The sequence below is a fragment of the Streptomyces spectabilis genome (assembly GCF_008704795.1).
Taxonomy (GTDB): Bacteria; Actinomycetota; Actinomycetes; order Streptomycetales; family Streptomycetaceae; genus Streptomyces; species Streptomyces spectabilis.
Genome location: NZ_CP023690.1, coordinates 968925 through 990836, shown reverse-complemented (window position 1 = coordinate 990836; position 21912 = coordinate 968925). Strand labels below are relative to the sequence as shown.

16 protein-coding genes and 1 pseudogene are annotated in these 21912 nt (G+C 75.0%); 10 read left to right on the top strand and 7 right to left on the bottom strand.

Annotation, left to right across the window (positions count from 1 at the left end):
- Positions 1-194 precede the first annotated feature (194 nt).
- From CP982_RS03940 to CP982_RS03930, 3 genes are all read right to left on the bottom strand, one after another.
- Positions 195-2495 carry a LuxR C-terminal-related transcriptional regulator gene (locus tag CP982_RS03940; protein WP_150509179.1) on the bottom strand — a complete coding sequence of 767 codons (2301 nt, stop codon included), beginning with the start codon at positions 2493-2495 and terminating at the stop codon, positions 195-197.
- A 166-nt stretch (positions 2496-2661) separates the two neighbouring features.
- Positions 2662-3564: a serine hydrolase gene (locus tag CP982_RS03935; RefSeq protein WP_150509178.1), complete on the bottom strand. Its 903-nt coding sequence runs from the start codon at positions 3562-3564 to the stop codon at positions 2662-2664.
- On the bottom strand, positions 3561-4514 hold the full coding sequence (locus tag CP982_RS03930) for a LysR family transcriptional regulator (RefSeq protein ID WP_229878839.1): 954 nt from the start codon (positions 4512-4514) through the stop codon (positions 3561-3563). The genes CP982_RS03935 and CP982_RS03930 overlap by 4 nt, the downstream gene beginning before the upstream one ends.
- 164 nt (positions 4515-4678) lie before the next feature.
- On the opposite strand from CP982_RS03930, the gene bla reads away from it, so the two are divergent.
- The 4 genes and pseudogenes from bla to CP982_RS03910 all read left to right on the top strand — a co-directional run bounded on the left by bla (position 4679) and on the right by CP982_RS03910 (position 9048).
- Positions 4679-5620: a class A beta-lactamase gene (bla, locus tag CP982_RS03925; RefSeq protein ID WP_150509176.1), complete on the top strand. Its 942-nt coding sequence runs from the start codon at positions 4679-4681 to the stop codon at positions 5618-5620.
- Between the two features lie 20 nt (positions 5621-5640).
- Positions 5641-7269 (top strand): annotated as a pseudogene (locus CP982_RS03920) (penicillin-binding transpeptidase domain-containing protein).
- 82 nt (positions 7270-7351) lie between these two features.
- The gene (locus CP982_RS03915) at positions 7352-8290 is read left to right on the top strand and encodes an ATP-binding cassette domain-containing protein (RefSeq protein ID WP_150509175.1); all 939 of its coding nucleotides are present in this window, start codon (positions 7352-7354) and stop codon (positions 8288-8290) included.
- A complete protein-coding gene (locus CP982_RS03910; RefSeq protein WP_212669176.1) occupies positions 8287-9048 on the top strand; it encodes an ABC transporter permease in 762 nt (253 codons plus the stop codon). The genes CP982_RS03915 and CP982_RS03910 overlap by 4 nt, the downstream gene beginning before the upstream one ends.
- Here the strand turns inward: CP982_RS03910 and CP982_RS03905 are convergent.
- The 4 genes from CP982_RS03905 to CP982_RS03890 form a co-directional block, all read right to left on the bottom strand.
- The gene (locus CP982_RS03905; RefSeq protein WP_150509174.1) at positions 9032-12226 is read right to left on the bottom strand and encodes an AfsR/SARP family transcriptional regulator; all 3195 of its coding nucleotides are present in this window, start codon (positions 12224-12226) and stop codon (positions 9032-9034) included. The two genes, CP982_RS03910 and CP982_RS03905, sit on opposite strands and share 17 nt — an antisense overlap.
- Before the next feature lie 62 nt (positions 12227-12288).
- Positions 12289-12960: a hypothetical protein gene (locus CP982_RS03900; protein ID WP_150509173.1), complete on the bottom strand. Its 672-nt coding sequence runs from the start codon at positions 12958-12960 to the stop codon at positions 12289-12291.
- A 70-nt stretch (positions 12961-13030) separates the two neighbouring features.
- Positions 13031-13909, bottom strand: coding sequence for a fructosamine kinase family protein (locus CP982_RS03895; RefSeq protein WP_150509172.1), 879 nt, complete (start codon positions 13907-13909; stop codon positions 13031-13033).
- Entirely contained in the window at positions 13906-14763 is an 858-nt protein-coding gene (locus tag CP982_RS03890; RefSeq protein WP_150509171.1) for a LysR family transcriptional regulator, read from the bottom strand. Before CP982_RS03890 ends, CP982_RS03895 begins: the two co-directional genes overlap by 4 nt.
- A gap of 68 nt (positions 14764-14831) precedes the next feature.
- On the opposite strand from CP982_RS03890, the gene CP982_RS03885 reads away from it, so the two are divergent.
- The 6 genes from CP982_RS03885 (at position 14832) to CP982_RS03860 (ending at position 21892) form a co-directional block, all read left to right on the top strand.
- Positions 14832-15728: an NAD(P)H-binding protein gene (locus tag CP982_RS03885; protein WP_150509170.1), complete on the top strand. Its 897-nt coding sequence runs from the start codon at positions 14832-14834 to the stop codon at positions 15726-15728.
- 136 nt (positions 15729-15864) lie between these two features.
- Positions 15865-17121, top strand: a complete 1257-nt coding sequence (locus CP982_RS03880) for a hypothetical protein (RefSeq protein WP_150509169.1) — start codon at positions 15865-15867, stop codon at positions 17119-17121.
- A gap of 204 nt (positions 17122-17325) precedes the next feature.
- Positions 17326-18150 carry a 2,3-dihydro-2,3-dihydroxybenzoate dehydrogenase gene (locus tag CP982_RS03875; protein ID WP_150509168.1) on the top strand — a complete coding sequence of 275 codons (825 nt, stop codon included), beginning with the start codon at positions 17326-17328 and terminating at the stop codon, positions 18148-18150.
- A gap of 138 nt (positions 18151-18288) precedes the next feature.
- A complete protein-coding gene (dhbC, locus tag CP982_RS03870; protein ID WP_150509167.1) occupies positions 18289-19551 on the top strand; it encodes an isochorismate synthase DhbC in 1263 nt (420 codons plus the stop codon).
- Entirely contained in the window at positions 19548-21206 is a 1659-nt protein-coding gene (locus CP982_RS03865) for a (2,3-dihydroxybenzoyl)adenylate synthase (RefSeq protein WP_189719301.1), read from the top strand. The genes dhbC and CP982_RS03865 overlap by 4 nt, the downstream gene beginning before the upstream one ends.
- 53 nt (positions 21207-21259) lie before the next feature.
- Positions 21260-21892, top strand: coding sequence for an isochorismatase family protein (locus CP982_RS03860; protein WP_150509166.1), 633 nt, complete (start codon positions 21260-21262; stop codon positions 21890-21892).
- Positions 21893-21912 lie beyond the last annotated feature (20 nt).

Sequence of the window (21912 nt, the reverse complement as noted above, 5' to 3'; positions counted from 1 at the left end):
CACCGCCCTCCCGGCTGGCCCTCCCCACCCTCCTCGGCCGCGAGGCGTCCCGGCATCCGTGACCGGCGTGTTCCGTATACGTACGCGACACGTCCGGGAAGTGGTGCGTCGCGCCGCTGGATGCCGCGGAGTGCGGCCGCGTACGTACGTATGCGGCCTGTGGGGGAACCGCGAGCCGGGAAGGGGCCGTCGGGTCAGTCCTCCAGGGCCTCTTGGACCTCGGCGCGCGAGGTGAGGTCCAGCTTGGCGAGGATGCGCTCGACGTGCGTGTCGGCGGTCCGCTTGGAGATGACCAGGCGTTCGGCGATCTCCCGGTTGGAGAGCCCGCCCGCGACGAGCGCGGCGACCTCGCGCTCGCGCGGGGTGAGGGCGTCGGCGGCGCGGCCCCGGCGGGCGCCGGGCACGCCCCGCGCCGACGCGGGCGCATCGAGGTCGGCCCGCACCGCCTCCAGGACGTCCGTCCCCGTGAGCCGCGCCCCGAGGCCGTGCCAGCGCGCGAACGCGGCGTCGCCGAGCGTGCCGCGCACGGACCGCTGCACCGCCTCCTGCTCGTCCAGGAGCGAGGGCAGCATGGCCACCGGGTCCCCGGTGAGGCGCCGCGCGCTCTCCGCGTACCCGAGCAGCCAGGCGGCGCGGGCGTACCGTTCCTGCCCGGCGGCGTGTCCGGCGAGCCCCAGGCAGCACAGCGCGGCGACCAGCACGTCCCCGACCTCGCTCACGGCGTCCAGGGCCTGCCGCAGCGGCGGGGCGCTCTCCTCGTGCCGCCCGGCGAGCCACAGGATGACGCCCTGCACCATCAGCGTCGAGGCGTAGAGCTGCCGGTCCCCGGTGTCCTTGAGATGGGCGAGCCCGGCCGCGCACAGCTCCAGGGCGCCCTCGACGTCGCCGAGCACCGCCCGGAGGAGCGCGCCTTCGTAGTGGACGACGCCGATGCCGAGGCCGTCCCCGGCCGCCACGATCCGCAGCCGCCCCCGCTCCAGCATCGCCAGGCCCTCGTCGACCTCGCCGCACAGCGCGCGCATCGCCCCCAGGTACGGCTCGGTGAAGAGCACCACGCGCGGCTCCCCGCAGCGCACCGCCACGTCGCGCGCCTCCTCGAAGAGGCCGGGCGCCGCCGCGAGGTCGCCGCTCCACACGGCGAGGACCCCGGAGAGGAAGAGGCCCCACGCGCGCTCCCCACGGTCCTCCGGCACCAGGTCGAGCCCCTTGGCGATCCAGTACCGCCCCTCCGACAGCGTCCCCGCGGCCCGCCAGAACGGCGCCAACTGCGCCGCGAGCCACAGCCCTTGCGGGGCGCGCTCCGGCGTGGCGAACGCGTGCCCCAGGGCCGCGCGCAGATCCGCGACCGCGTCCCGGGCCTCCCGGTACAGACCGGCCTGCGCCGGGGTCAGCAGCTCGTCCCACAACCGCTGCCCCAACTCCTGGTAGTGCGCGAAGTGCCGCTCCCGCACGCGCGCGCCGCCGCCCGGGTCGCCCGCTTCGTCTTCGTCGGCGAGCCGCTCCCCGCCGTAGGCGCGGATGGTGTCGAGCAGGCGGTACCGCCCCGCGCCGCCGCCCAGGTGCTGCACCACCGACTTGTCGACGAGCCCGACGAGCGCCTCCAGGACGTCCCGCGCCGCCAGTTCGCCGCCCGCGCACACCCGCTCCGCCGTGGCCAGCTCGAAGGGGCCCGCGAACACCGACAGGCGCGCCCACAGGAGCCGCTCCGCGGGCGCGCACAGCTCGTACGACCAGTCGATCGCCGTACGCAGCGTCTGGTGCCGGGCGAGTTCCGTGCGGCGCCCGCCGGTGAGCACCCCGAACCGCTGGTCGAGGCGCGCCACGAGCTGCGCGAGCGGCACGGCCCGCAGCCGTACGGCGGCCAGTTCGAGGGCGAGGGGAATGCCGTCGAGGCGCTCGACGAGCGCCCGCACCTGCGCCCGGTTGGCCTCGTGGACCGTGAAGTCCGGTACGACGGCGGCCGCGCGCTGCGCGAACAGTTCGACGGCGTCGTCCGCCGGGAGCGGCGCGAGCGGCAGGCACCGCTCGCCGGGCACGTCCAGGGGCTGACGGCTGGTGGCGAGGACGTGCACGCCCGCGGCCTCCCGCAGCAGCACGTCACAGAGCAGCGCGCACGCGTCCACGAGGTGCTCGCAGGTGTCGAGGACGAGCAGCAGGCGGCGCGCCCGCAGATGCGCCACCACCGCGTCGAGCGGCTCCATCCCCGGCTGTTCGGGCAGGTCGAGCACGGCGGCGAGGGTCGCGGGGACGAGTTCCGGGTCGCGCAGGCCCGACAGCTCCGCGAGCCACACCCCGTCGGGGAAGCGCTCCTCGACCTCGGCGGCCACGCGCAGCGCCGTGCGGCTCTTGCCGACGCCGCCGGGCCCCACGAGGGTGACCAGCGGCGCCCGCGCGAACGCCTCCCGGACCAGGGCGAGGTCGTCGGCACGCCCGACGAAACCCGTCCGCTCCACGGGCAGTTGCCCGCCGCGCCGCTGCGCGAAGCCGAATCCCATCCGCGGTCGACCTTCCGGTTGAGGAGGTTCCACGGTCCCACCAGGGGGCACGGTCCGCACGGCATAGCGGCGCGCCGGGGGTGATCGAGTTGAGTTCGACGGCCTCCAGTTCGAGCGACCGCGGGCGCGCTCGCCCGGCGTACGGAGGCGGCTGGGCGGAGCGCGGCTACCGCTGCCGCAGATGGTCCCGCAGGGCGCGGGCGACCTGGGCCATGACGGCGTCGGCGCCGGGCTGGGCGCCCGCCGGGACCAGGGACTCGGTGAGGGCGGCGACGGCGAAGGTCTGGCCGTCGGCGTGCTCGACCACGCCCACCTCGTGGCGGAGGTTGAGGAGGGTGCCGGTCTTCGACGACCAGGTCGTCGCGTCGGAGCTGAAGTCCGGGGTGAGCCGGTGCCGGATCAGGTTGTTGCCCATCAGCTCCCTCACGCGCCCGGCCACCTCGGGGTGGATCGCCGACGGCGTCCACAGGGCCTGGAGCAGGTCGACGTAGGCGCGGGCGCTGCCGGTGTTGGCGCGGGTCGTGTCGAGCTGGGGGAGCCGGTGCCCGCGGCCGCTGGTGCCCGCGTCGATGGCCAGGGCGTGGGCGAGGTGGACCTGCGCGGCGGTGAAGCGCTCGGTGGGGGTGTCGGTCAGCTCGCGCGTGTCGTGCCGGACGGCGAAGCCGCGCAGGCCGAGGTCGTCGAGGACGGCGGCGACCCGGGCGGGCGGGGTGAGGTCGAACAGCGCGTCGGCGGCCGCCCCGTCGCTCACGGACGTGCTCAGGTACAGCAGGTCGTCGATCGCGATGCGGGCGGGGTGGCGGAAGCGGCTCACGCCGGTGGGGCCCGGCGTGGTGATCCGGCCGGGCCGCATGTCGAGCGCCGTCGCCCCGTCGAGCTCGCCGCGCCGGATGCGCTCGGCCGTGGCGAGGGCGAGCGGGATCTTGACCAGGGAGGCGGCGGGCAGCTGCGTGTCGGGTTCGAGGCCCAGCTCGTCCCCGGTGTGGAGGTCCCGTACGAGGAAGCAGCCGTGCAGGCCGCCGTCGCGCAGCTCTTGGCGCAGGTCGCGCAGGAGGGCCTCGGTGTTCACGCGGTCTCTCCTTGTGCGGTGGGCTGCCGGGTGGCCGTAGCCGTGGCCGTCGTCCGGAGGTCCGGTGCGGTGGTCGCCTGGACGTCGGCGCCGAGGCAGCGGGTGATGGCTTCGCCCAGGCGGGCCCGGAGACGTTGCGGATCGCCGTCCGCCGCCGCGGCGAGGGCGAACCCCCGGCTGAGCGCGAGCTCGCCGATCGGCCGCCAGACCAGGCCGAGTTCCGCGGCCTGCGCGGGCGAGCACAGCAGGAGGTCGTGGCCGCAAAGGGCCTCCGCCGCGGCGCTGGTCAGGTCCGGCGCGGCGACCAGCTGGGCGGGGCGCAGGCCGAGCGCGTCGCGCAGCCGGGTCAGCGGGTCGCGGATGTGCGGCACGTCGTCCTCGGGCTGGATCCAGACGCGGCGCGCAGGTCCGGTCGCGCCGCGGCCGAGCCGCAGCGTCTCCAGATAGACGCGCCGCACACCGGGGTCCCGGGCACCGGCGAGGCCGAGGGGCACGGACCACACGGCCTCGTCGGCGGGCACCGCGAGCAGCGCGGCGCGCACCTGCTGGGCGTGGACCAGCTCCCGGCGCTGCGTCGGCGGGGCGACGCGCAGCTCCAGCGTGACGCCGTGCTCGCGCGCCTCGGCGACCAGGCGGGCCAGGGCGGCGGTGGGGCAGATCCCCGGCACCGCGAGCCGCCACGGCTTGCGCTGGGCGGCCTCCGCCTCGCTGAGCAGCACGTCGGCGGCCTGGACGAGCTGTCTGGCCGTCGGCAGCATGTCCCGGCCGAAGGGCGTGAGGACGGCCCGCCGCGAGGTCCGCTCGAACAGCGGCTCGCCGAAGCGCTCCTCGAGCGCGGCGACGCGCCGGCTCGCCACCGACTGGGACATCCGTGCGGCGGCCGCTCCCACGGTGAAACTGCCGCGCTCGCTGACGCTGACGAACGCCCGGCACGCTCCTACGAGATCCACGGTCCGCACCCTATGCCAGAACGGCATGAAACCGCGCACAAGCGTATTGGACCGCATGGGAGACAGGGCGCGAAGGTGGTCCCGGCACTGATCACCACACGTCGGGACGGGGCGTGCCGCCCCGTCCCCCGTGCCCCGCGCACGGGGCTCCTTGGAGGTTGACCATGCAGCACTCCCGCGTCCGGCGCGCCGCCCTCGGCGCGCTCGCCACCCTCGTTCTCGTCCCGCTCGTGGCCTGCGGCCAGGGCGACGCCACGGCCTCGGCGGCCGAGCGGCCGTCCGCCGACCGGACCGGGAAGGCCGCGCCGAAGGGGGACGCGAAGGCGTACGCCCGCGCCTTCAGGAAGCTGGAGCACAAGTTCGACGCGCGGCTCGGCGTGTACGCCGTCGACACCGGCACCGGCCGCGAGGTGGCGTACAACGACAGCCGCCGCTTCGCCTACAACTCCACCTTCAAGGCCCTGGCCGCGGCGGAGGTGCTGCGCCAGTACGCGCCGGACCGCCTCGACCAGGTGGTGAAGTACTCCAAGGACGATCTGATCGCCAACTCTCCCGTCACCGAGAAGCACGTCGACACGGGCATGACCCTGCGCGCGCTGTGCGACGCTGCCGTCCGCTACAGCGACAACACCGCGGCCAACCTGATGTTCGACAAGCTCGGCGGCCCCAAGGGCCTCGACGCCGCGCTGGAGCGGATCGGCGACGACGTGACCCGGATGGACCGCGTCGAGCCGTTCCTGAGCCGGTGGGTGCCGGGTGAGAAGCGGGACACGAGCACGCCGCGCGCCCTGGCGAAGGACCTGCGCGCGTACGTGCTCGGCGACGTCCTCGCCGCGCCCGAGCGCGCTCAGCTCGCCACGTGGCTGAAGACCAACACCACCGGGGACCACGTCATCAAGGCCGGGGTCCCCAAGAACTGGGTGGTCGGCGACAAGACGGGAACCGGCAGCTACTACGGCGCCCGCAACGACATCGCCGTCGTGTGGCGCCCCGGCGCCGCCCCCCTCGTCGTGGCGATCCTGTCGCACCGCGGCGACAGGGACGCCGCCCCCGACGACAAGCTGATCGCCGAGGCCGCATCCGTGGTCGCCGGTTCGCTGTCGTAGCCGCCGCCAGGGAGCCGCTGATGAACGACACCGAAGGAACCACCTACGGCCGCGGAGCCCCGGCCCGCAAGGCGCGGGCGGCCGCCGCGGCGGCCGTGGCCGTCGCACTCGCCGCCGGCACGGCGTACGCCGCCGAGCTCGGGCCCTTCGCGCCGGAGCGGACGGAAGCCGCGCCCGAGGCCGTTGCCAAGGCGCGGGCGTTCCTCGCCGACTGATCGGCGGGCCGCCCGGCACGGGCGGCCCGGCTGACGTCGAGCCCCGCGGAGGCGGAGCGCGTGCTGCGCGACTTCACCGCGGGGCTCGCCATCGGCAAGCCCGCGCTGCGGGCGGGCCGGGCGACGGCCGACGAGGACGGCACCGTGACCGTCCCCTTCACCGCCAGGATGCCCGTCACCGGCCTCGGCACCTGGACCTACCGCTCGCGACTGCCCCTGCGGGAGCGGGGCGACGGCACCTGGACCGTGGACTGGAAGCTGTCGGTCGTCCACCCGAAGCTGAGCGACACGCACAAGTTCCGCCTGGAGCGCGAGGACACCTCCGGCGTGCGGATGAACGACCGGAGCGGGGCGGCGCTGTCCGGCGACACCCACCCGTCCCTCGCCCCCGTCCTGGCCCAGCTCTCCGGTGCCGCCGGAGCCGGGCCGCGCGGCGCGATCCACCGCGTCGACCGGGCGAGCGGCGAAGTCACCGGCACGGAGGCCACCTTCGGCGGCAAGCGCGCCAAGACCCCGAAAGGCCCGGTCGCCACGACCATCGACCCCTCCTGGCAGTCCGCCGCCGAGCGGGCCCTCGCGGCCGGGGCCAAGGGCAAGGACGCCGCGCTCGTCGCCCTGCGGATCGACAACGGCGAGATCCTGGCCGTGGCCAACTCCCCGGCCACCGGCTTCAACCGCGCCCTGTCCGGCACGTACGCGCCCGGCTCCACCTTCAAGATCGTCACCACGGGCGCGCTGCTCCTCAACGACGCCGTCGAGCCCGGCGACACCGTGGACTGCCCGCGCTACCTCACCGTCGGCAAGCAGTTCCACAACGTGGAGAAGTCCGAGCACCGCGGCGCCACCTTCCGCGAGGACTTCGCCGAGTCCTGCAACACCGCCTTCATCAGCCTGCGCGACAAGCTCGCGGACGACGGCCTCGGCCGGGTCGCCGAGCGGTACTTCGGCATCGGGCAGCGGTGGCGCACGGGTGTGCCGTCCTTCGACGGGGCCGTGCCCGCGCCCCGGGACGGGACCGAGAAGGCCGCGGCCATGATCGGGCAGGGCCGCGTCCTGGCCAATCCGCTGGTGATGGCGTCGGTGACGGCCACCGCCGCCTCCGGGACCTTCCACCAGCCCACCCTCACCCGGGGCCAGAAGGACACGACGCGGACCGAGGACCTGCCCCGCGACGTAGTCACCCGGCTGCGCGCGCTGATGCGGACGACCGTCACCGACGGCACCGCCCGGGGTCTCGCCGGGCTGCCCGGTGCGGTCGGTGCCAAGACCGGTACCGCCGAGGTCGCCGACGGCACCCCGAACAACGGCTGGATGGTCGCCCACCGCGGCAACGTCGCCCTCGCCGCCGTCGTGGAGAAGGGCCGCACGGGCGGCGCCTCCGCGGGGCCCGTCGTCAAGGAGGTGCTGGCCGCCGTGGACTCCGACCCGTCGTGACGGTCCTGCCGTGACAGCCGTGTCAGTGGCCGTGTCAGGGCGCTGACAGGGGGGTGACAGGCCCGGCCGCGACGGTAGGGGCATGAAGAGTTCGGCAATCGCAGTCTCGGGACTGCGCAAGACGTACGGCGACAAGGTCGTGCTCGACGGCATCGACTTCGAGGTCGCCGCGGGATCGGTCTTCTCCATGCTCGGCCCGAACGGGGCGGGCAAGACAACGACGGTGAACGTCCTGGCGACGCTGGCCACACCCGACGCCGGGACGGTCCGCGTCGCCGGGCACGACGTGGCGACCGCGACCAAGCAGGTGCGCGCCGCCATCGGCGTGACCGGACAGTTCGCCGCCGTGGACGAACTGCTCTCGGGCCGCGAGAACCTCCAGCTGATGGCGGACCTGAAGCGCGTGCGCTCCGGCGGCCGGGTGGTCGCGGACCTCCTGGAGCGGTTCGACCTGGTGGAGTCGGCGGACAAGATGGCCGCGACCTACTCCGGCGGGATGCGCCGGAAGCTGGACCTGGCGATGACCCTGGTCGGACGGCCGCGGATCATCTTCCTCGACGAGCCGACGACGGGGCTCGACCCGCGCAGCAGGCGCACCATGTGGGCAATCGTCCGCGACCTCGTGGCCGAGGGCACCACCCTCTTCCTCACCACCCAGTACCTGGAGGAAGCCGATCAGCTCGCGGACCGGATCGTCGTGCTCGACCACGGCCGCCTGGTCGCCCAGGGAACCCCCGACGAGCTCAAGCGCCGGCTCCCCGGCACCCACGTCCGGCTCCGGTTCACCGACCGCTCCGCGCTCGACGCGGCGGCGCGGATCCTGCCCGGGGCCGCCAGGGACGAGCAGGAGCTGATCCTGCGCGTGGCCAGCGACGGCGAGTCGAAGTCGCTGCGGGCCCTGCTCGACCGGCTCGACCAGCACGCGGTCAACGCCCAGGAGTTCTCCGTGCACACGCCGGACCTCGACGATGTCTTCCTCGCCCTGACCGGGCGCCCCAGCACGGAGGCGATCTCCCAGTGAGCACGATCCCCACGGCCCTCGCCGATTCGACGATCATGCTGCGCCGCAATCTGAAGCACACCCTGCGCAACCCGCTGGTGCTCTTCAACGCGGTCCTGTTCCCGATCGTGATCATGCTCATGTTCGTCAAGGTCTTCGGCGGCGCCTTCTCCGTCGGTGAGGACTACGTCGACTACGCGACGCCGGGCATGCTCGTGATGGCCGTCAGCTACGGCCTCGGGTCCACGGCGGCCGCCGTGCACGACGACATGGCGAAGGGCATCATCAACCGGTTCAAGGCCATGGACGTGTCCCGCGGCGCCGTCCTCACCGGCCAGGTCGTCGTCACCACCGTGCGCTGCCTGGTCGCCAACGCGGCCATCGTCGGCGTGGCCTTCGCCATGGGGTTCGACCCGGCCGCGAGCGCCCTGGACTGGCTCGGCGTACTCGGCCTCGTCGTTCTGCTCACCTTCGGCGCGAGCTGGCTCACCGTCGCCCTCGGCCTGGCGGCGAAGAGCGCGGAGTCGGCGGGCCTCGCCACCGTGCCGCTGATCATGCTGCCGTTCCTGAGCAGCGCGTTCGTCCCCGCGGACACGATGGGCGCGGGCGTGCGGCAGTTCGCCGAGTACCAGCCCTTCACCCCGATCATCGAGACGCTGCGCGGTCTCCTCGCGGGCGACCCGTCGACCGGCGACGCGCTCGCGGCCGTCGCCTGGTGCCTCGGCCTCGCGGTCATCGGGTACGCGTGGGCGATCGCCACGTTCAAGAAGCGAGCGTGACCTCGATCAGGTCGGACCAGCCGGTCCCCGCCCCCTCCCGAGCCGCCTCGGCGAACCGCGCGTCGCCGAGGCGGCTCCGCGCCGCCCGCTCGACCCGCGCCACGTCCGGGTGGGAACGGTCGGGAAGGCCGCGCACCCGCGTGCTCGCCGCGAGCAGGCGTACGGCCTGTTCGTGCTCGTCACGGCGCAGGGCCAGGTCCGCGACCCCGACGAGCACCTGCGCGATCAGCGGCGCGTGCCCCGAATCGGACGCCGCCGCACAGGCCGCCGCGCGGTGCGCCCGGGCCTCGTCCAGATCGTCGGTGAGGTAGGCGAGCAGGTCGTGCGTCACCGCGCGGATGCCCGCCTGCTCCGCCTCGCGGCCCAACGCGGCCGTCACGAGGTCGAGTTGCCGCTGCGCCTCGCCGGCCCGGCCGTCCCAGCGGGCGAGTTCCGCCTTCGCGAGGGCCAGCAGGGCGAGCGCGCCCGGCCAGGTCACGCCCTCCGCGCACCGCTGCGCCTCGGCGAGGGACGCGGCGCTCGCGGCCCGGTCGCCGTCCAGCCAGTACAACTGCGCCTGCCGCGACCGCAGCCGGATGACGTCCTCCGCGGCACCGACCTCCGTGACGACCGCGATCGCCTCCTCGTAGTACGCGCACGCGGCGGCGAACTCACCGCGCACGGCGCTCCGTTCCGCCAGCTCGCTCACGGCGAACGAGATCCCGAACCGCTCGCCCAGCGCCCGGAACTCGGTGAGCGCCCGCTCCAGATACGGGTCGGCGTCCCGCGCCTCGTGGCCGAGCACGATCCGCGTCTTGCCCAGGTGCAGCCGGGCGAGGGCGCGCACCCAGGGGTCCTCGTCGTCGAGCAGCGCTTCCCACGCGGGCAGGAGCGCGGCGGGCTCCCGCAGCATGCGCTCCACCGGGGCGACGAGCCCGATCGCCGGGTGCCGGTGCGGGGCGTCCACGCTGCCGCGGCTGTACCGGTACGCCTGGTGGATCCACTCCGCGGCCACGTGCTCGTCGCCGAGGCCGGAGGTCACGAACATCGAGCCGAGGGCGTACGCCGTGGCCCGGAACTCGTCGGGGACCTCACCCGGAGTCCTGGTGGCCGCCGTGATCAGCTCGATGCCCTCGGTCTTGTGGCCGCTGAGCCACCAGTACCAGCCCGCGGCCGCCGCGAGCCGCGTCGCCGCCCGCGCCTCGCCCGCCGCGAGCGCGCCGCGCATCGCCGCGCTGATGTTGTCGTGCTCGGCCCGCAGCACGGCGAGCCACTCCAACTGCTCGGCGCGGCGCAGGTGCGGCTCCGCGCTCTCGGCCAGTTCGGTGCAGTACGCGAGGTGCGCGAGGCGCGCCCGCTCCGCCTCACCGGCCTCCGCGAGGCGGTGCCCGGCGTACTCCTTGATCGTGCCGAGCATGCGGTAGCGCCCGTCTTCCTCGGCCCGCAGCAGCGACTTCTCCGTCAGCGAGGTGAGCAGCTCCAGGACCTGCTCCTGCACGACGGCATCGGCGCCGTCGGCCCCGTCGTCCGGGGAACCGGCGCAGACCCGCTCGGCCGCCTCCAGGCTCGCCCCGCCGGTGAACACCGAGAGCCTGCGCAGGACCGCCCGCTCGGCCCCGGTGAGCAGCTCCCAGCTCCAGTCGACGACCGCGCGCAGCGTCTTGTGGCGCGGAAGCGCGGTGCGGCTGCCGCCGGTCAGCAGGCGGAACCGGTCGTCGAGCCGGTGGGCGAGCTGGTCGAAGGACATGGTCCGCAGCCGGGCCGCGGCCAGCTCGATCGCCAGCGGCATCCCGTCGAGGGCCCGGCACACGCGCACCATCGTCGCCAGCGTCCCGGCGTCGACGGCGAGGTCCCGGCGCACGGCACCGGCCCGGTCCCGCAGCAGCCGGACGGCGGGCGAGGACGCGATGGCGTCCGGGTCCGCGTCCCGCTCCGGCAGGGCCAGCGGCTCCACCGTCCACAGCGCCTCCCCGGTGATGCCGAGCGGCTCCCGGCTCGTCGCCAGGATCCGCAGCCGCCGGCACTCCCCGAGCAGCCGGTGGGCGAACACCGCGGCGGATTCGACCACGTGCTCGCAGTTGTCCAGGATCAGCAGCGCGTCCCGCTCGCGGATCGCGGCGACGAGCCGGTCCGTCAGCTCCGCGTTCGGCGCCTCGCCGAGCAGGGTGTCCCGCAGGTCGAGCGCGGCGAGCGTCGCCTGCGCCACGTCGCCGTCCGGGCCGACGGCGGCGAGCTCCACCAGCCAGGCCCCGTCCGGTACGTCGTCGAGCAGCGTGCGCGCGGTCTCCGTGGCCAGCCTGGTCTTGCCCGCGCCGCCCGGCCCGATCAGGGTGGTGAGCCGGTGCTCGGCGACGAGTGCGCGGACCGCGGCGACATCGGCGTCCTTGCCGACGAACGTGGTCAGCTCGGCGCGCAGATTGGTCCTGCGGCTCGCCTCCCGAGGCTCCGGCTTCCGTTCCGCGCGCCCCAGTTCGCCCCGCAACAGCGCGAGGTGCAGCGCGGCCAGGTCCGGCGAGGGGTCGACACCGAGGGCGTCGGCCAGCGCCTCCCGGGCGCGCTGGTACGCCTGGAGCGCCTCGCTGTCGCGACCGGCGGCGACCAGGGCGCGCATCAGGGAAGCGACGAGCCGTTCCCGCACCGGGTGCGCGGCCACCAGGTCGGTCAGCTCCGTGACAAGGTCCGGGCCGCGGCCGAGGGCGACCTCCGCGTCGAGGCACTCCTCGGTGGCGTTCAGACGCAGCGCTTCGAGCCGCACGGCGGCGGCGTCGCACGCCTCGCTGTCCTGCAGACCGATGTCCTGGAGGGCGGCGCCGCGCCACAGACCGAGGGCCTCGCGCAGCACCCGTACCCGGCGGGAGGCGTCATCGGCGCGGGACCGGCCCGCGCCGACGAGGCGTTCGAACCGTACGGCGTCCACGGCGTCGGGCTCCACGCGCAGCCGATAGCCGTCGGGCTGCCCCTCGATCACCCCGTCCGGCAGCAGCTTCCGCAGCCGGGACACCAGGCGTTGCAGCGCGTTGGTCGCGTCGGCGGGCGGGTGTTCGCCCCAGATCCAGTCGACGAGCGACGCCTTCGGGACCACGTGCCCCGGCTTGAGCGCGAGGGCGGTCAGCAGCCCGCGCAACCGTGCGCCCGGCACGTCGGCGGCGACGCCGTCGTCCGTGCGAACCTCCAGTGGACCCAGCATCCCGATCTGCACCCGGTGATTTTGCCATGCTCACGGCTGGGCGATCCGTGCGGAGGGTGCGGCCCGACGCTCGACTACTCCTGGTCCGGGCGCGAGGGAGCCTTCCTCGGCCCGAGGCGACGGCCTTCGACGGCGGCTCGGTGCGCGGAGGTGACGACCTCCTGGTCGACGGCGCGCTGCTCACGGGTGTCGAGGGCGTCCGCACGGCGCAGGGCCGCCGCGCTGCGCTGCAGCCGCGCCTCGCTGGCGTCGATCAGGGCCTGGGCCCGCGCGATGTGTTCGTAGGACCGCTGCCGCTCGGAGGGCACTGCTTCGCGCAGGGAGCGGGCGTGCTGGTCCGATCTGGACTCGCGTGCGTCGAGGCGGCGTTCGCGCTCGTTTGCGTCGGCCTCGCGTGCGTCGGCGTCGGTGTCGCGGGTGTCCGCCGCCGCCTCGCGCACGTCGGCGACGCGGTCGCGTTCGTCCGCCTCGGCGGCACGTGCGTCGGCGGCGGCATCGCGGGTTTCCGCGGCCTCGGCGCGGATGTCGGCGCTGTGTTCGCGCGCCTCGGCGTCGGCCTCACGCGCCGCTGCCTCCGCGTCGCGCGCGTCGGCGCGGCGTGCGCGTTCGTCCGCTGCGACGTCTCTCGCGCCCGCGGCGCGTTCCCGCTCGTCAGCGGTCTCCTCACGCTCGCGCAGGAGAGCTTCTCGCCGCTCGGACCAGTCCTCGGCCCGGCGTGGCGGATCGGCCGACGCCCCAGTGTCCACACCGCCAGTATGCGCCGCCGCGGACCGGGGGAGAAGCGGCGATCGCGTCTCGGGGCCCCGCGGGCCGGAATCAGCGGGTCAGGGCCGCCCGGGCCACGGCCAGGGCCTGCTCGGCGTAGCCGCGGCCGAAGAGCACGGCGTGCACGAGGAGCGGGAAGAGCTGGTGCGGGCCGACGCGGTCCCGCCAGCCGTCGGCGAGCGGTGCTACCTGCTGGTAGCCGTCGAGGATGCGTTCCACGTGCGGGCAGCCGAACAGGGCCAGCATCGCGAGGTCCGTCTCGCGGTGTCCGCCGTGGGCCGCCGGGTCGATCAGGCGGACGTGTCCGTCGGCGCCCCACAGGACGTTGCCGTTCCACAGGTCCCCGTGCAGCCGCGCGGGCGGTTCGGCGGGTCCGGCCAGCTCCGGAAGGCGCTCGCAGACGCGCTCGACCACGGCGGCCTCGGCGGACCGCACCGTGCCGTCGTCGACGGCGCGGCGCAGATAGGGCAGCACCCGGTGCGCGGCGTACCAGCTCGGCCAGTCGTCTCCGGGGATGTTGCGCATCGGGGCGAGCCCGATGTACGCGTCCTGGGGCCCCGCGGGCGGCGGGGCCCCGAAAGCGGGCGCCCCTGCGGCGTGCAGCGCGGCCAGGTCCCGGCCGAACCGTACGGCCGCGTCGGCGCTCGCCCGGCCGGGCGGCACGCGGTCGATCACCAGCCAACTGCCGTCGTGGCCGTGCACGGTGGGGACGCGGACCGTCCCGGTGGCGGCGAGCCAGCGAAGGCCCGCCGCCTCGGCCCGCACCGCGCCGGGAGCGTCGGCGCGCTTGACCACGACCACCCGCCCGCCGTCCAGGACGACTTCGGTGAGCGCGCCGGACAGCGGCCGTTCGGCGGTCGCCGCGAGCCCGGTGAGCCGGGCCGCCACGGCACCGGGGCCGCGGCCGGAAGCGGGGCGGGCGCTGCTCATGGTGCTCCTGGGTGCTCACGTACCGCCTGTTGGTCCTGCGCGGCCGCACGCTCGCGCAGCACAGCGGTGGCGATCTCCACGAAGTCGGCCACCGGCCCCTCGCCCCCGCCCTCCGGCACGGCGAGGCAGGTCTCGACCGGCGGCGCGTCCGTGACGGTGAGGTGGACGAGGTCGGGCCGCGGGTAGGAGCGCGCGACGCTCAGCGGTACGAGGGCGATGCCGTGCCCGGCGGCGACGAGCTCGAACTTCTCCTCGACGGACGACGTCCGCCGCCGTCGCGCGTCCAGGACGGTCTCGCCGTCGAGGTCCGCCGACAGCAGCTCCTCGCGCCCGGCGAGGCGATGGGTGACGGGCACACAGGCCACCTTGGGCTCGCGGCCGATCGGAACGACATGGAGCCCCTTCGTGTCGAACGGCCTGCGCAGATGGCCGACTTGGGCCCGGCCGTCCCGCAGCGGGGCGTCGACCTCCCACCAGCGCGACGGGACGAGGCCGACCTCGACGTCCGGGTGGCGCGCCGCGAACGCGACGATCGCCTCCGACACATGAAGGCCGGGGGAGAAGGCGATGACGATGCGCCGGACGCCCCGGTCGGCGTCCCGCACCCGCCGCAGGGCCGCCTCGACGGCCGTCGTGAGGCCGCGCGCCTCCTCGTGGAGCCTGCGGCCCGCCGCGGTCAGCTCCACGCTGCGCGTCGTACGGACGAAGAGCGCGCAGCCCAGCTCCTGCTCGAAGGCCCGGATCTGGCGGCTGAGGACGGGCTGCGCGATGTACAGCCGCTCCGCCGCGCGGCCGAAGTGCCGGTGGTCCGCCACGGCGACGAAGTAGCGGAGCTTGCGCAGGTCAAGATCCATGCCCTGAGCGTATCAATCGTCAACGGAAGGTATTGGACGCCGTGTTGGGGCGCGCCGAGACTCGACGCATGATCGTCATCACCACCCCGACGGGGAACATCGGCAACCAGGTCCTGCACACCCTGCTCGACGAGGCGCCCGCGCACGGCGAGGAACTCCGCGTCGTCGCCCGGGATCCCGCCCGGCTCACCCGCACGGTCCGCGAGCGCGTCGACGTCGTGCCCGGCTCGCACCGCGACCCGGGCGTCGTCGACCGGGCCTTCGCCGGCGCGGACGCGGTGCTGTGGCTCGTCCCGCCGGACACCCGGGCGCCGAGCCTGGAGTCCGCGTACACCGGATTCACGCGCGCCGCCGCGCGGGCGTTCACGGCCCACGGCGTACGGCACGTGGTCGGGGTCTCGGGGCTCGGCGGCGGCACCCCCGTGGCCGGTCGCGCCGGATTCGTCACGGCGTCCCTTGCCATGGACGACCTCATCGCGCGCACGGGCGTCGCCTACCGGTCGCTCGCCTGCGCGTCGTTCATGGAGAACCTGCTGGGCGAGGCGGACTCCCTCCGCGACGAGGGGGTGTTCACCGACACCTCGGCCGCCGGCCGCAAGGCCCCTCTGGTCAGCACGCGGGACATCGCGGCGGTCGCCGCCCGGCTGCTGCTCGACCGGTCCTGGACGGGCACGGCCGCCGTGCCCGTCCTCGGTCCGGAGGACCTCTCGCCGGACGACATGGCCCGCGTCATGTCCGAGACCCTGGGCCGGGCGGTCCGTTACGAACGCCGCTCGTACGACGCCCTCGCCGCGGAGCTGAGCGGCCACGGCGTCGGCGACGCGTTCGTCCAGGGCCTCGTCGAGATGAAGCGCGCCAAGGAGGCGGGTCTCGACGACGGCGCGCCCCGGACCCCGCAGGGCGCGAGCCCGACGACCTTCCGGGCGTGGTGCGAGCTGGTGCTGCGCCCTGCCGTGGCCGCCTGAGCGCGCGGCCCCTCGTGCCCCGCGCGGGACCCCTCCCGAACCCCGCGCAGGACACTGCGACGGCGCACCCACGACGTCGACGGACAGGACAGGACGGGGCAGGGCGATGGCGGTTTCCCGGTTACGGACCGACGCGGTGACGAAGGGCCGGCTCGGCCCGCGCGTCATCGCCGACCTGAAGGCCGGCCTGTGGCCGGTCGACTGCCAGAGCTGCGGCAGGCCGCTCGGGCGGTGGCCGGCGGCCGCCCTTGAGGTGGTGGCGGAGGAGGGGGACGGCTTCGCCGTCGCCTCGCTGCACCATCCGCGCTGCCGCCGCCCGGCCTGGCAGGACGGGCAGCCCGGCGCGTCCGTCGAGCGGCCGCTGCTCTCGTGGCGCGCGGGCTGCACGCTGCTGCCCCCGAGCGGCCTGCCGACCTTCCTGGTGAACCCGTCGTACGAGTGCGCTCTGCTGCGCCGGGCCGACGACACCGGCTGGCGCGTGGCCACGCTGGAGCCGTTCGTCGCGCTGGGGCTCGCCCTTGACTTCCCGTCACGGAGACCGCCGGTGGTCCCGGCCCTGTCCGCCGCGCTCGACGGGGACCGGATCTCCGTCGACGTACGGCACGAGGGCGGGGTCCTGCACGCCTGGCACGACGTCCCGATCGGAGCCGACGTCGCGGACGCCGTCCGCGCGTCGGGGGACGTGCTCGTGGCGGTGACGACGCTCCTGGACGTGAGCAAACCCTTTCCGCTCGACGTGCTGCTCGCGCTGCTCGGAGCGCGCCGGGTGGCGCTCGGCCCGGCGCGGCTCACCTCGGTCCGCCGCTCGGGGACCGACCGGGCGCTCCGCGCCGACGACTTCTCCGCGGACGTGCGCCGCAGGTCCTTCGCCCTCGCCTACGGTCTGCTCAGCCTCTCCCGGCCGCCGCGGGACGCCGTGGTCGCGGCCGCGTTGGCGCTGTGCGAGGGCGACGAGGCACCGGTGCGGGAGCTGCGCGGCCACGCCAAGCTGACCGCGCTGTTCCTGGTGAGCCATCTGTACGCGCTCGGCTCACGGGACGCCGCGCGCGCGGTCCGCCGGGGCGGCGGCGTCCACGTCATCGCCCCGGACGCCGTGCGCGCCAAGGAGTACGCCGACTTCTTCGCCGCGCTTCTGGAGGGGGCGAGGACCATGACGGTGGCCCGCCTCGGCGCCGAGCCCCTGTCGGCCGAGGGCGGCGCGGCGTATCTGGCGGACATCGTCATCGGGACGGGCGAGGAGTTCGCCGCCTGCTGTGCCGCGTATCGCGAGGCGGGCCCGGAGTTCGCCCTCCACGCCGGGCGCGGCCGGCTGGCCCTGCTCGTCGAGGGGAGCGGCACGGATCCGGGGCCCGAGGCGCTCACGCGCCGCTATCCCCGCCTTGCCGTCGTGTGAGCGGCCCGGACGGGGGAGGGGTGTCCATGAACTTCCCTCGGCGCGTGGGCCTTTCGGCGGAGACTTTTCGGCGTGCCCGCCTATCGCGTCAAGCGGTAGTGAGGTTAGCCTAACCAAATATTGCCCTCGGTCACGAGGGAGCTTGGGTGATCACTACGGCTGTATTAGGTTAGGCTTACCTAACCGATACGGGGGGAGTCGCCCATGCCTGACCACATACCCGGCGCCCGCGCCGCGCTAGCCGACAGAACCGCCCTGGTCACCGGGGCGGGCCAGGGCATCGGAGCGGCGGTCGCCCAGGCGCTCGCCGCCGAGGGCGCCCGGGTGCTGGCCACCGACCGCACCGCCGAAGGCGTCAAGGCGCTGGCCGCCGACTGGGCCGCGGACCCGGCCCGGTGGGGCGAGGGCGCGGGGGGCACCATCACCGCCGAGGTCATGGACGTCACCGACGCCGCGTCCGTCGAGGCCGTGGTGGCCGAGGCCGAGCGCGCGCACGGCCCGCTCGACATCCTCGTGAACGTCGCCGGAATCCTCCGCCCGGGGCCCGCGGCCGAACTCACCGACGCCGACTGGGCGGACACCTTCGCCGTGAACACCAGCGGCGTCCTGCACACCGCACGCGCCGTCACGCCCCGCATGGCCGCGCGCGGCCGGGGCAGCGTCGTCACCGTCGGCTCCAACGCCGCAGGGGTGCCCCGCACCGGCATGGCCGCCTACGCCGCGTCGAAGGCCGCGGCCGCCATGTACACCAAGTGCCTCGGCCTGGAGCTCGCCCGCAGCGGCGTGCGGTGCAACGTCGTCGCCCCCGGCTCCACCGACACCGCCATGCAACGGGCCCTGTGGGCCGACGAGGCCGCACCGCGGCGGGTCATCGACGGCGACCCCGCCACCTACCGCACCGGCATCCCGCTCGGCCGCATCGCGGAACCCCGGGACATCGCGGACGCCGTGGTCTTCCTCGCCTCCGACCGCGCGCGCCACATCACCATGCAGGAGCTCTACGTCGACGGCGGCGCCACGCTCCGCTGACGCGCCGCCGCCACACCGTCCCCACCGCACCGCCCCTTCCTCCTCCTCCTTCTTCCTTTTCTTCGTCAACAGCACACCCACGCCCACCGTGTCCGTACGCCCGCACGCCCACGGACCGTGAGAGAAACGGAGACCCTCGTGTCGACGGCACCCGATGTCGCCACACACGTCCCGGCCCCGGCCGCCCCCACCAGGGGCATGGACCCGGCCCGCCGGACGGTGGAAGCCGAGCAGGGCCACCCCGCCGTGGGAGCCGCCACCGCGCTCCTCGCCGACTACGCCCCCGGCGCCCGCTTCCTGGGCACCCCCACCCGGACGCTGCTCGGACAGGGCGTCCACAGCGAAGTGCCGCACGACGAAAGACCGTTGGCCGCGCGCGTCGCGCACACCCTCGCCGCCGCCCAGGACGCGGGCGTCGAGACGCCGGTCGTCATCGGCGCGGTGCCCTTCGACCAAGGCGCCCCGGCGGCGCTCGCCGTGCCCGTCGCCCTGCACGCCGCGCCGCCGCTGACCGCCGACCCGCTCATCGCCCTGCCCGCCCAGGCACCGGCCGCCGCCGACTGGCGCATCCGCCAGGTGCCCGCGCCCGAGCACTACGGCGCGGCCGTCGCCGCCGCCGTCGACCGCATGTGGCGGGGCGAGTTCAGCAAGGTGGTGCTCGCCCGCACCCTCGAACTCGACACCCCCGACAGCGCGGAGCCCGTCGACGTCGCCGCCATGCTCCAGCGCCTGGCCCGCCGCGACCCCACCGGCTACACCTTCGCGCTGCCCACGGGGGCGGAGCGCACCCTCATCGGCGCCAGCCCCGAACTCCTGGTGTCGCGGCGCGGCCGGCAGGTCGTCGCCAACCCGCTCGCCGGATCCATCCCGCGCAGCGACGACCTGGCGGAGGACGTGCGCCGCGCGGCGGCCCTGCTGCGGTCGTCGAAGGACCTGCACGAGCACGCCGTCGTCGTCGACGCCGTCCACCAGGCACTCGCCCCGTACTGCGCGGACATGACCGTCCCCGCCACGCCCACCCTGATCCGCACCGCCGCCATGTGGCACCTGTCGACCACCGTCACCGGCACCCTCGCAAGGCCGGGGACCTCCGCGCTCGAACTCGCCTGCGCCCTGCACCCCACCCCGGCCGTGTGCGGCACACCGACCGCCACCGCCCGCGAGGTCATCCGCGAGAGCGAACCCTTCGACCGCGGCTTCTTCACCGGCATGGTCGGCTGGGGCGACGCCTCCGGCGACGGCGAGTGGGTCGTCACCATCCGCTGCGCCGAGGCGGAGCGGAACTCCCTGCGCCTGTACGCGGGCGCGGGCGTCGTCGCCGCGTCCGAGCCGGAGGCCGAGACCGCGGAGACCGCCGCGAAGTTCCGTACGTTCCTCGCCGCCGTGGGGGCCGAGCTGTGACCACCGAGACGCCCTTGACCGACCGGTCCCTCGCGCCCACCTGGCCCGAGGAGTTCGCCGCCCGCTACCGCGCGGCGGGCCACTGGCGCGGCGAGACCTTCGGGACCATGCTGCGCGAGCGCGCCACGGCCCACCCGGACCGGATCGCCGTCGTCGACCCCGCCACCGACCGCCGCTGGACGTACGGCGACCTCGACGCGCGCGCCGAACGGCTCGCCGCCGGGATGCTCGCCCGCGGCATCGCGCCCGGCGACCGCGTCGTCGTCCAGCTCCCCAACATCGCCGAGTTCTTCGAGGTGGTCTTCGCCCTCTTCCGGATCGGCGCCCTTCCGGTCTTCGCGCTGCCCGCGCACCGCGAGACGGAGATCGCCTACTTCTGCCGCTTCACCGAGGCCGCCGCCTACGTCATCGCCGCCGAGCACGGGGGCTACGACTACCGCGCCCTCGCCGCCACCGTCCGCGCCGAGGTGCCGACGCTGCGGCACGTCTGGGTCGCCCAGGGAGAGCCGGGGCGGTTCACGGCCCTGGACGACGTGCGCGCCGACACCGACGGCCCCGCGGACCTGCCCGGGCCCGCGCCGCAGGACCTGGCCTTCCTCCAGCTGTCCGGCGGCAGCACCGGCGTGCCCAAGCTGATCCCGCGCACCCACGACGACTACATCTACTCCCTGCGCGGCTCCAACGAGCTGTGCGGCGTCGACGAACACAGCGTCTATCTGTGCGTGCTCCCGGCCGCGCACAACTTCCCGCTGTCGTCGCCCGGAACGCTCGGCGCGCTGTACGCCGGAGCCCGCGTGGTGCTCAGCCCGAGCCCGGACCCCGAGACCGCCTTCTCGCTCATCGCGCGCGAGGGCGTCACCCTCACCGGCCTCGTGCCGCCGCTCGCCCTGCTGTGGACCCAGGCCGCCGCCACCACCGCCCACGACCTGAGCAGCCTCGACGTCCTCCTCGTGGGCGGCGCCAAGTTCAGCGAGGAAGCGGCCCGGCGCGTCCGCCCGGCCCTCGGCTGCACGCTCCAGCAGGTGTTCGGCATGGCCGAGGGCCTGGTCAACTACACCCGCCTGGACGACCCCGAGGAAGTCATCGTCACCACCCAGGGCAGGCCGATCTCCCCGGACGACGAGATCCGCGTCGTCGACGACGCGGACGAGGACCTGCCGCCCGGCTCCACCGGACACCTCCTGACCCGCGGCCCGTACACGATCCGCGGCTACTGGAACGCCCCGGAGCACAACGCGCGCTCCTTCACCGCGGACGGCTTCTACCGCACCGGTGACATCGTCCGCCTCACCGACACCGGCCACCTGGTCGTCGAGGGCCGCGCCAAGGACCAGATCAACCGCGGCGGCGAGAAGATCGCGGCCGAGGAGGTGGAGAACCACCTCCTGGCCCACCCCGCCGTCCACGACGCCAACGTCGTCGGCGAGCCCGACCCGTACCTCGGCGAGCGCACCTGCGCCTATGTGATCCTGCGCGCCGGAGCCGAGCCGCTGAAGCCCCTCGCGATGAAGCGCTTCGTGCGCGAGCGGGGCCTCGCCGCGTACAAGGTCCCCGACCGCGTCGAGTTCGTGGACGCCTTCCCGCAGACCGGCGTCGGCAAGATCTCCAAGAAGGACCTCAGGGCGGCCGCCGCCGAGCGGCCCGCCACGCCCTGACACCGGCCCCACCTCACCCCACCGCACCCCACCCGGACGGAACACACCGCACCATGGCTCTGCCCACCATCACCCCCTATCCCATGCCCGTCGCCGCGGACCTGCCCGCGAACCGCGTCGACTGGAAGGTCGACCCGGCCCGCGCCGTGCTCCTCGTGCACGACCTGCAGAACTACTTCCTGTCCGCGTACGACGCCGAGGCGGCGCCGGTCCCCGAACTGCTGCGCAACGTCAGCGCCTTGAAGGAGCGCGCGGCCGCCCTCGGCATCCCCGTGGTCTACACCGCCCAGCCCGGCGGCCAGACCCCCGCCGAACGCGGCCTCCAGCAGGACTTCTGGGGTGCGGGCCTGCCGGCCGACGCGCAGGCCGCTGCCATCGCGGGACCCGTCGCGCCGGGCCCCGGCGACCAGGTCCTCAGGAAGTGGAAGTACAGCGGGTTCGTCCGTACGTCCCTGGAGGAGGACCTCCGTGCGCAGGGCCGGGACCAGCTGGTGATCACCGGCGTCTACGCCCACATCGGCGTCCTGATGACGGCGTGCGACGCCTGGATGCGCGACATCCAGGCCTTCGTGGTGGCCGACGCCGTGGCCGACTTCTCCGCCGACGACCACGCCATGGCCCTGCGCTGGGCCGCGGGCCGCTGCGCCGTGGTCACGACCACGGACGAGGTGCTGAAGGGGAGCTGAGCCACAGCTGATCCACAGCT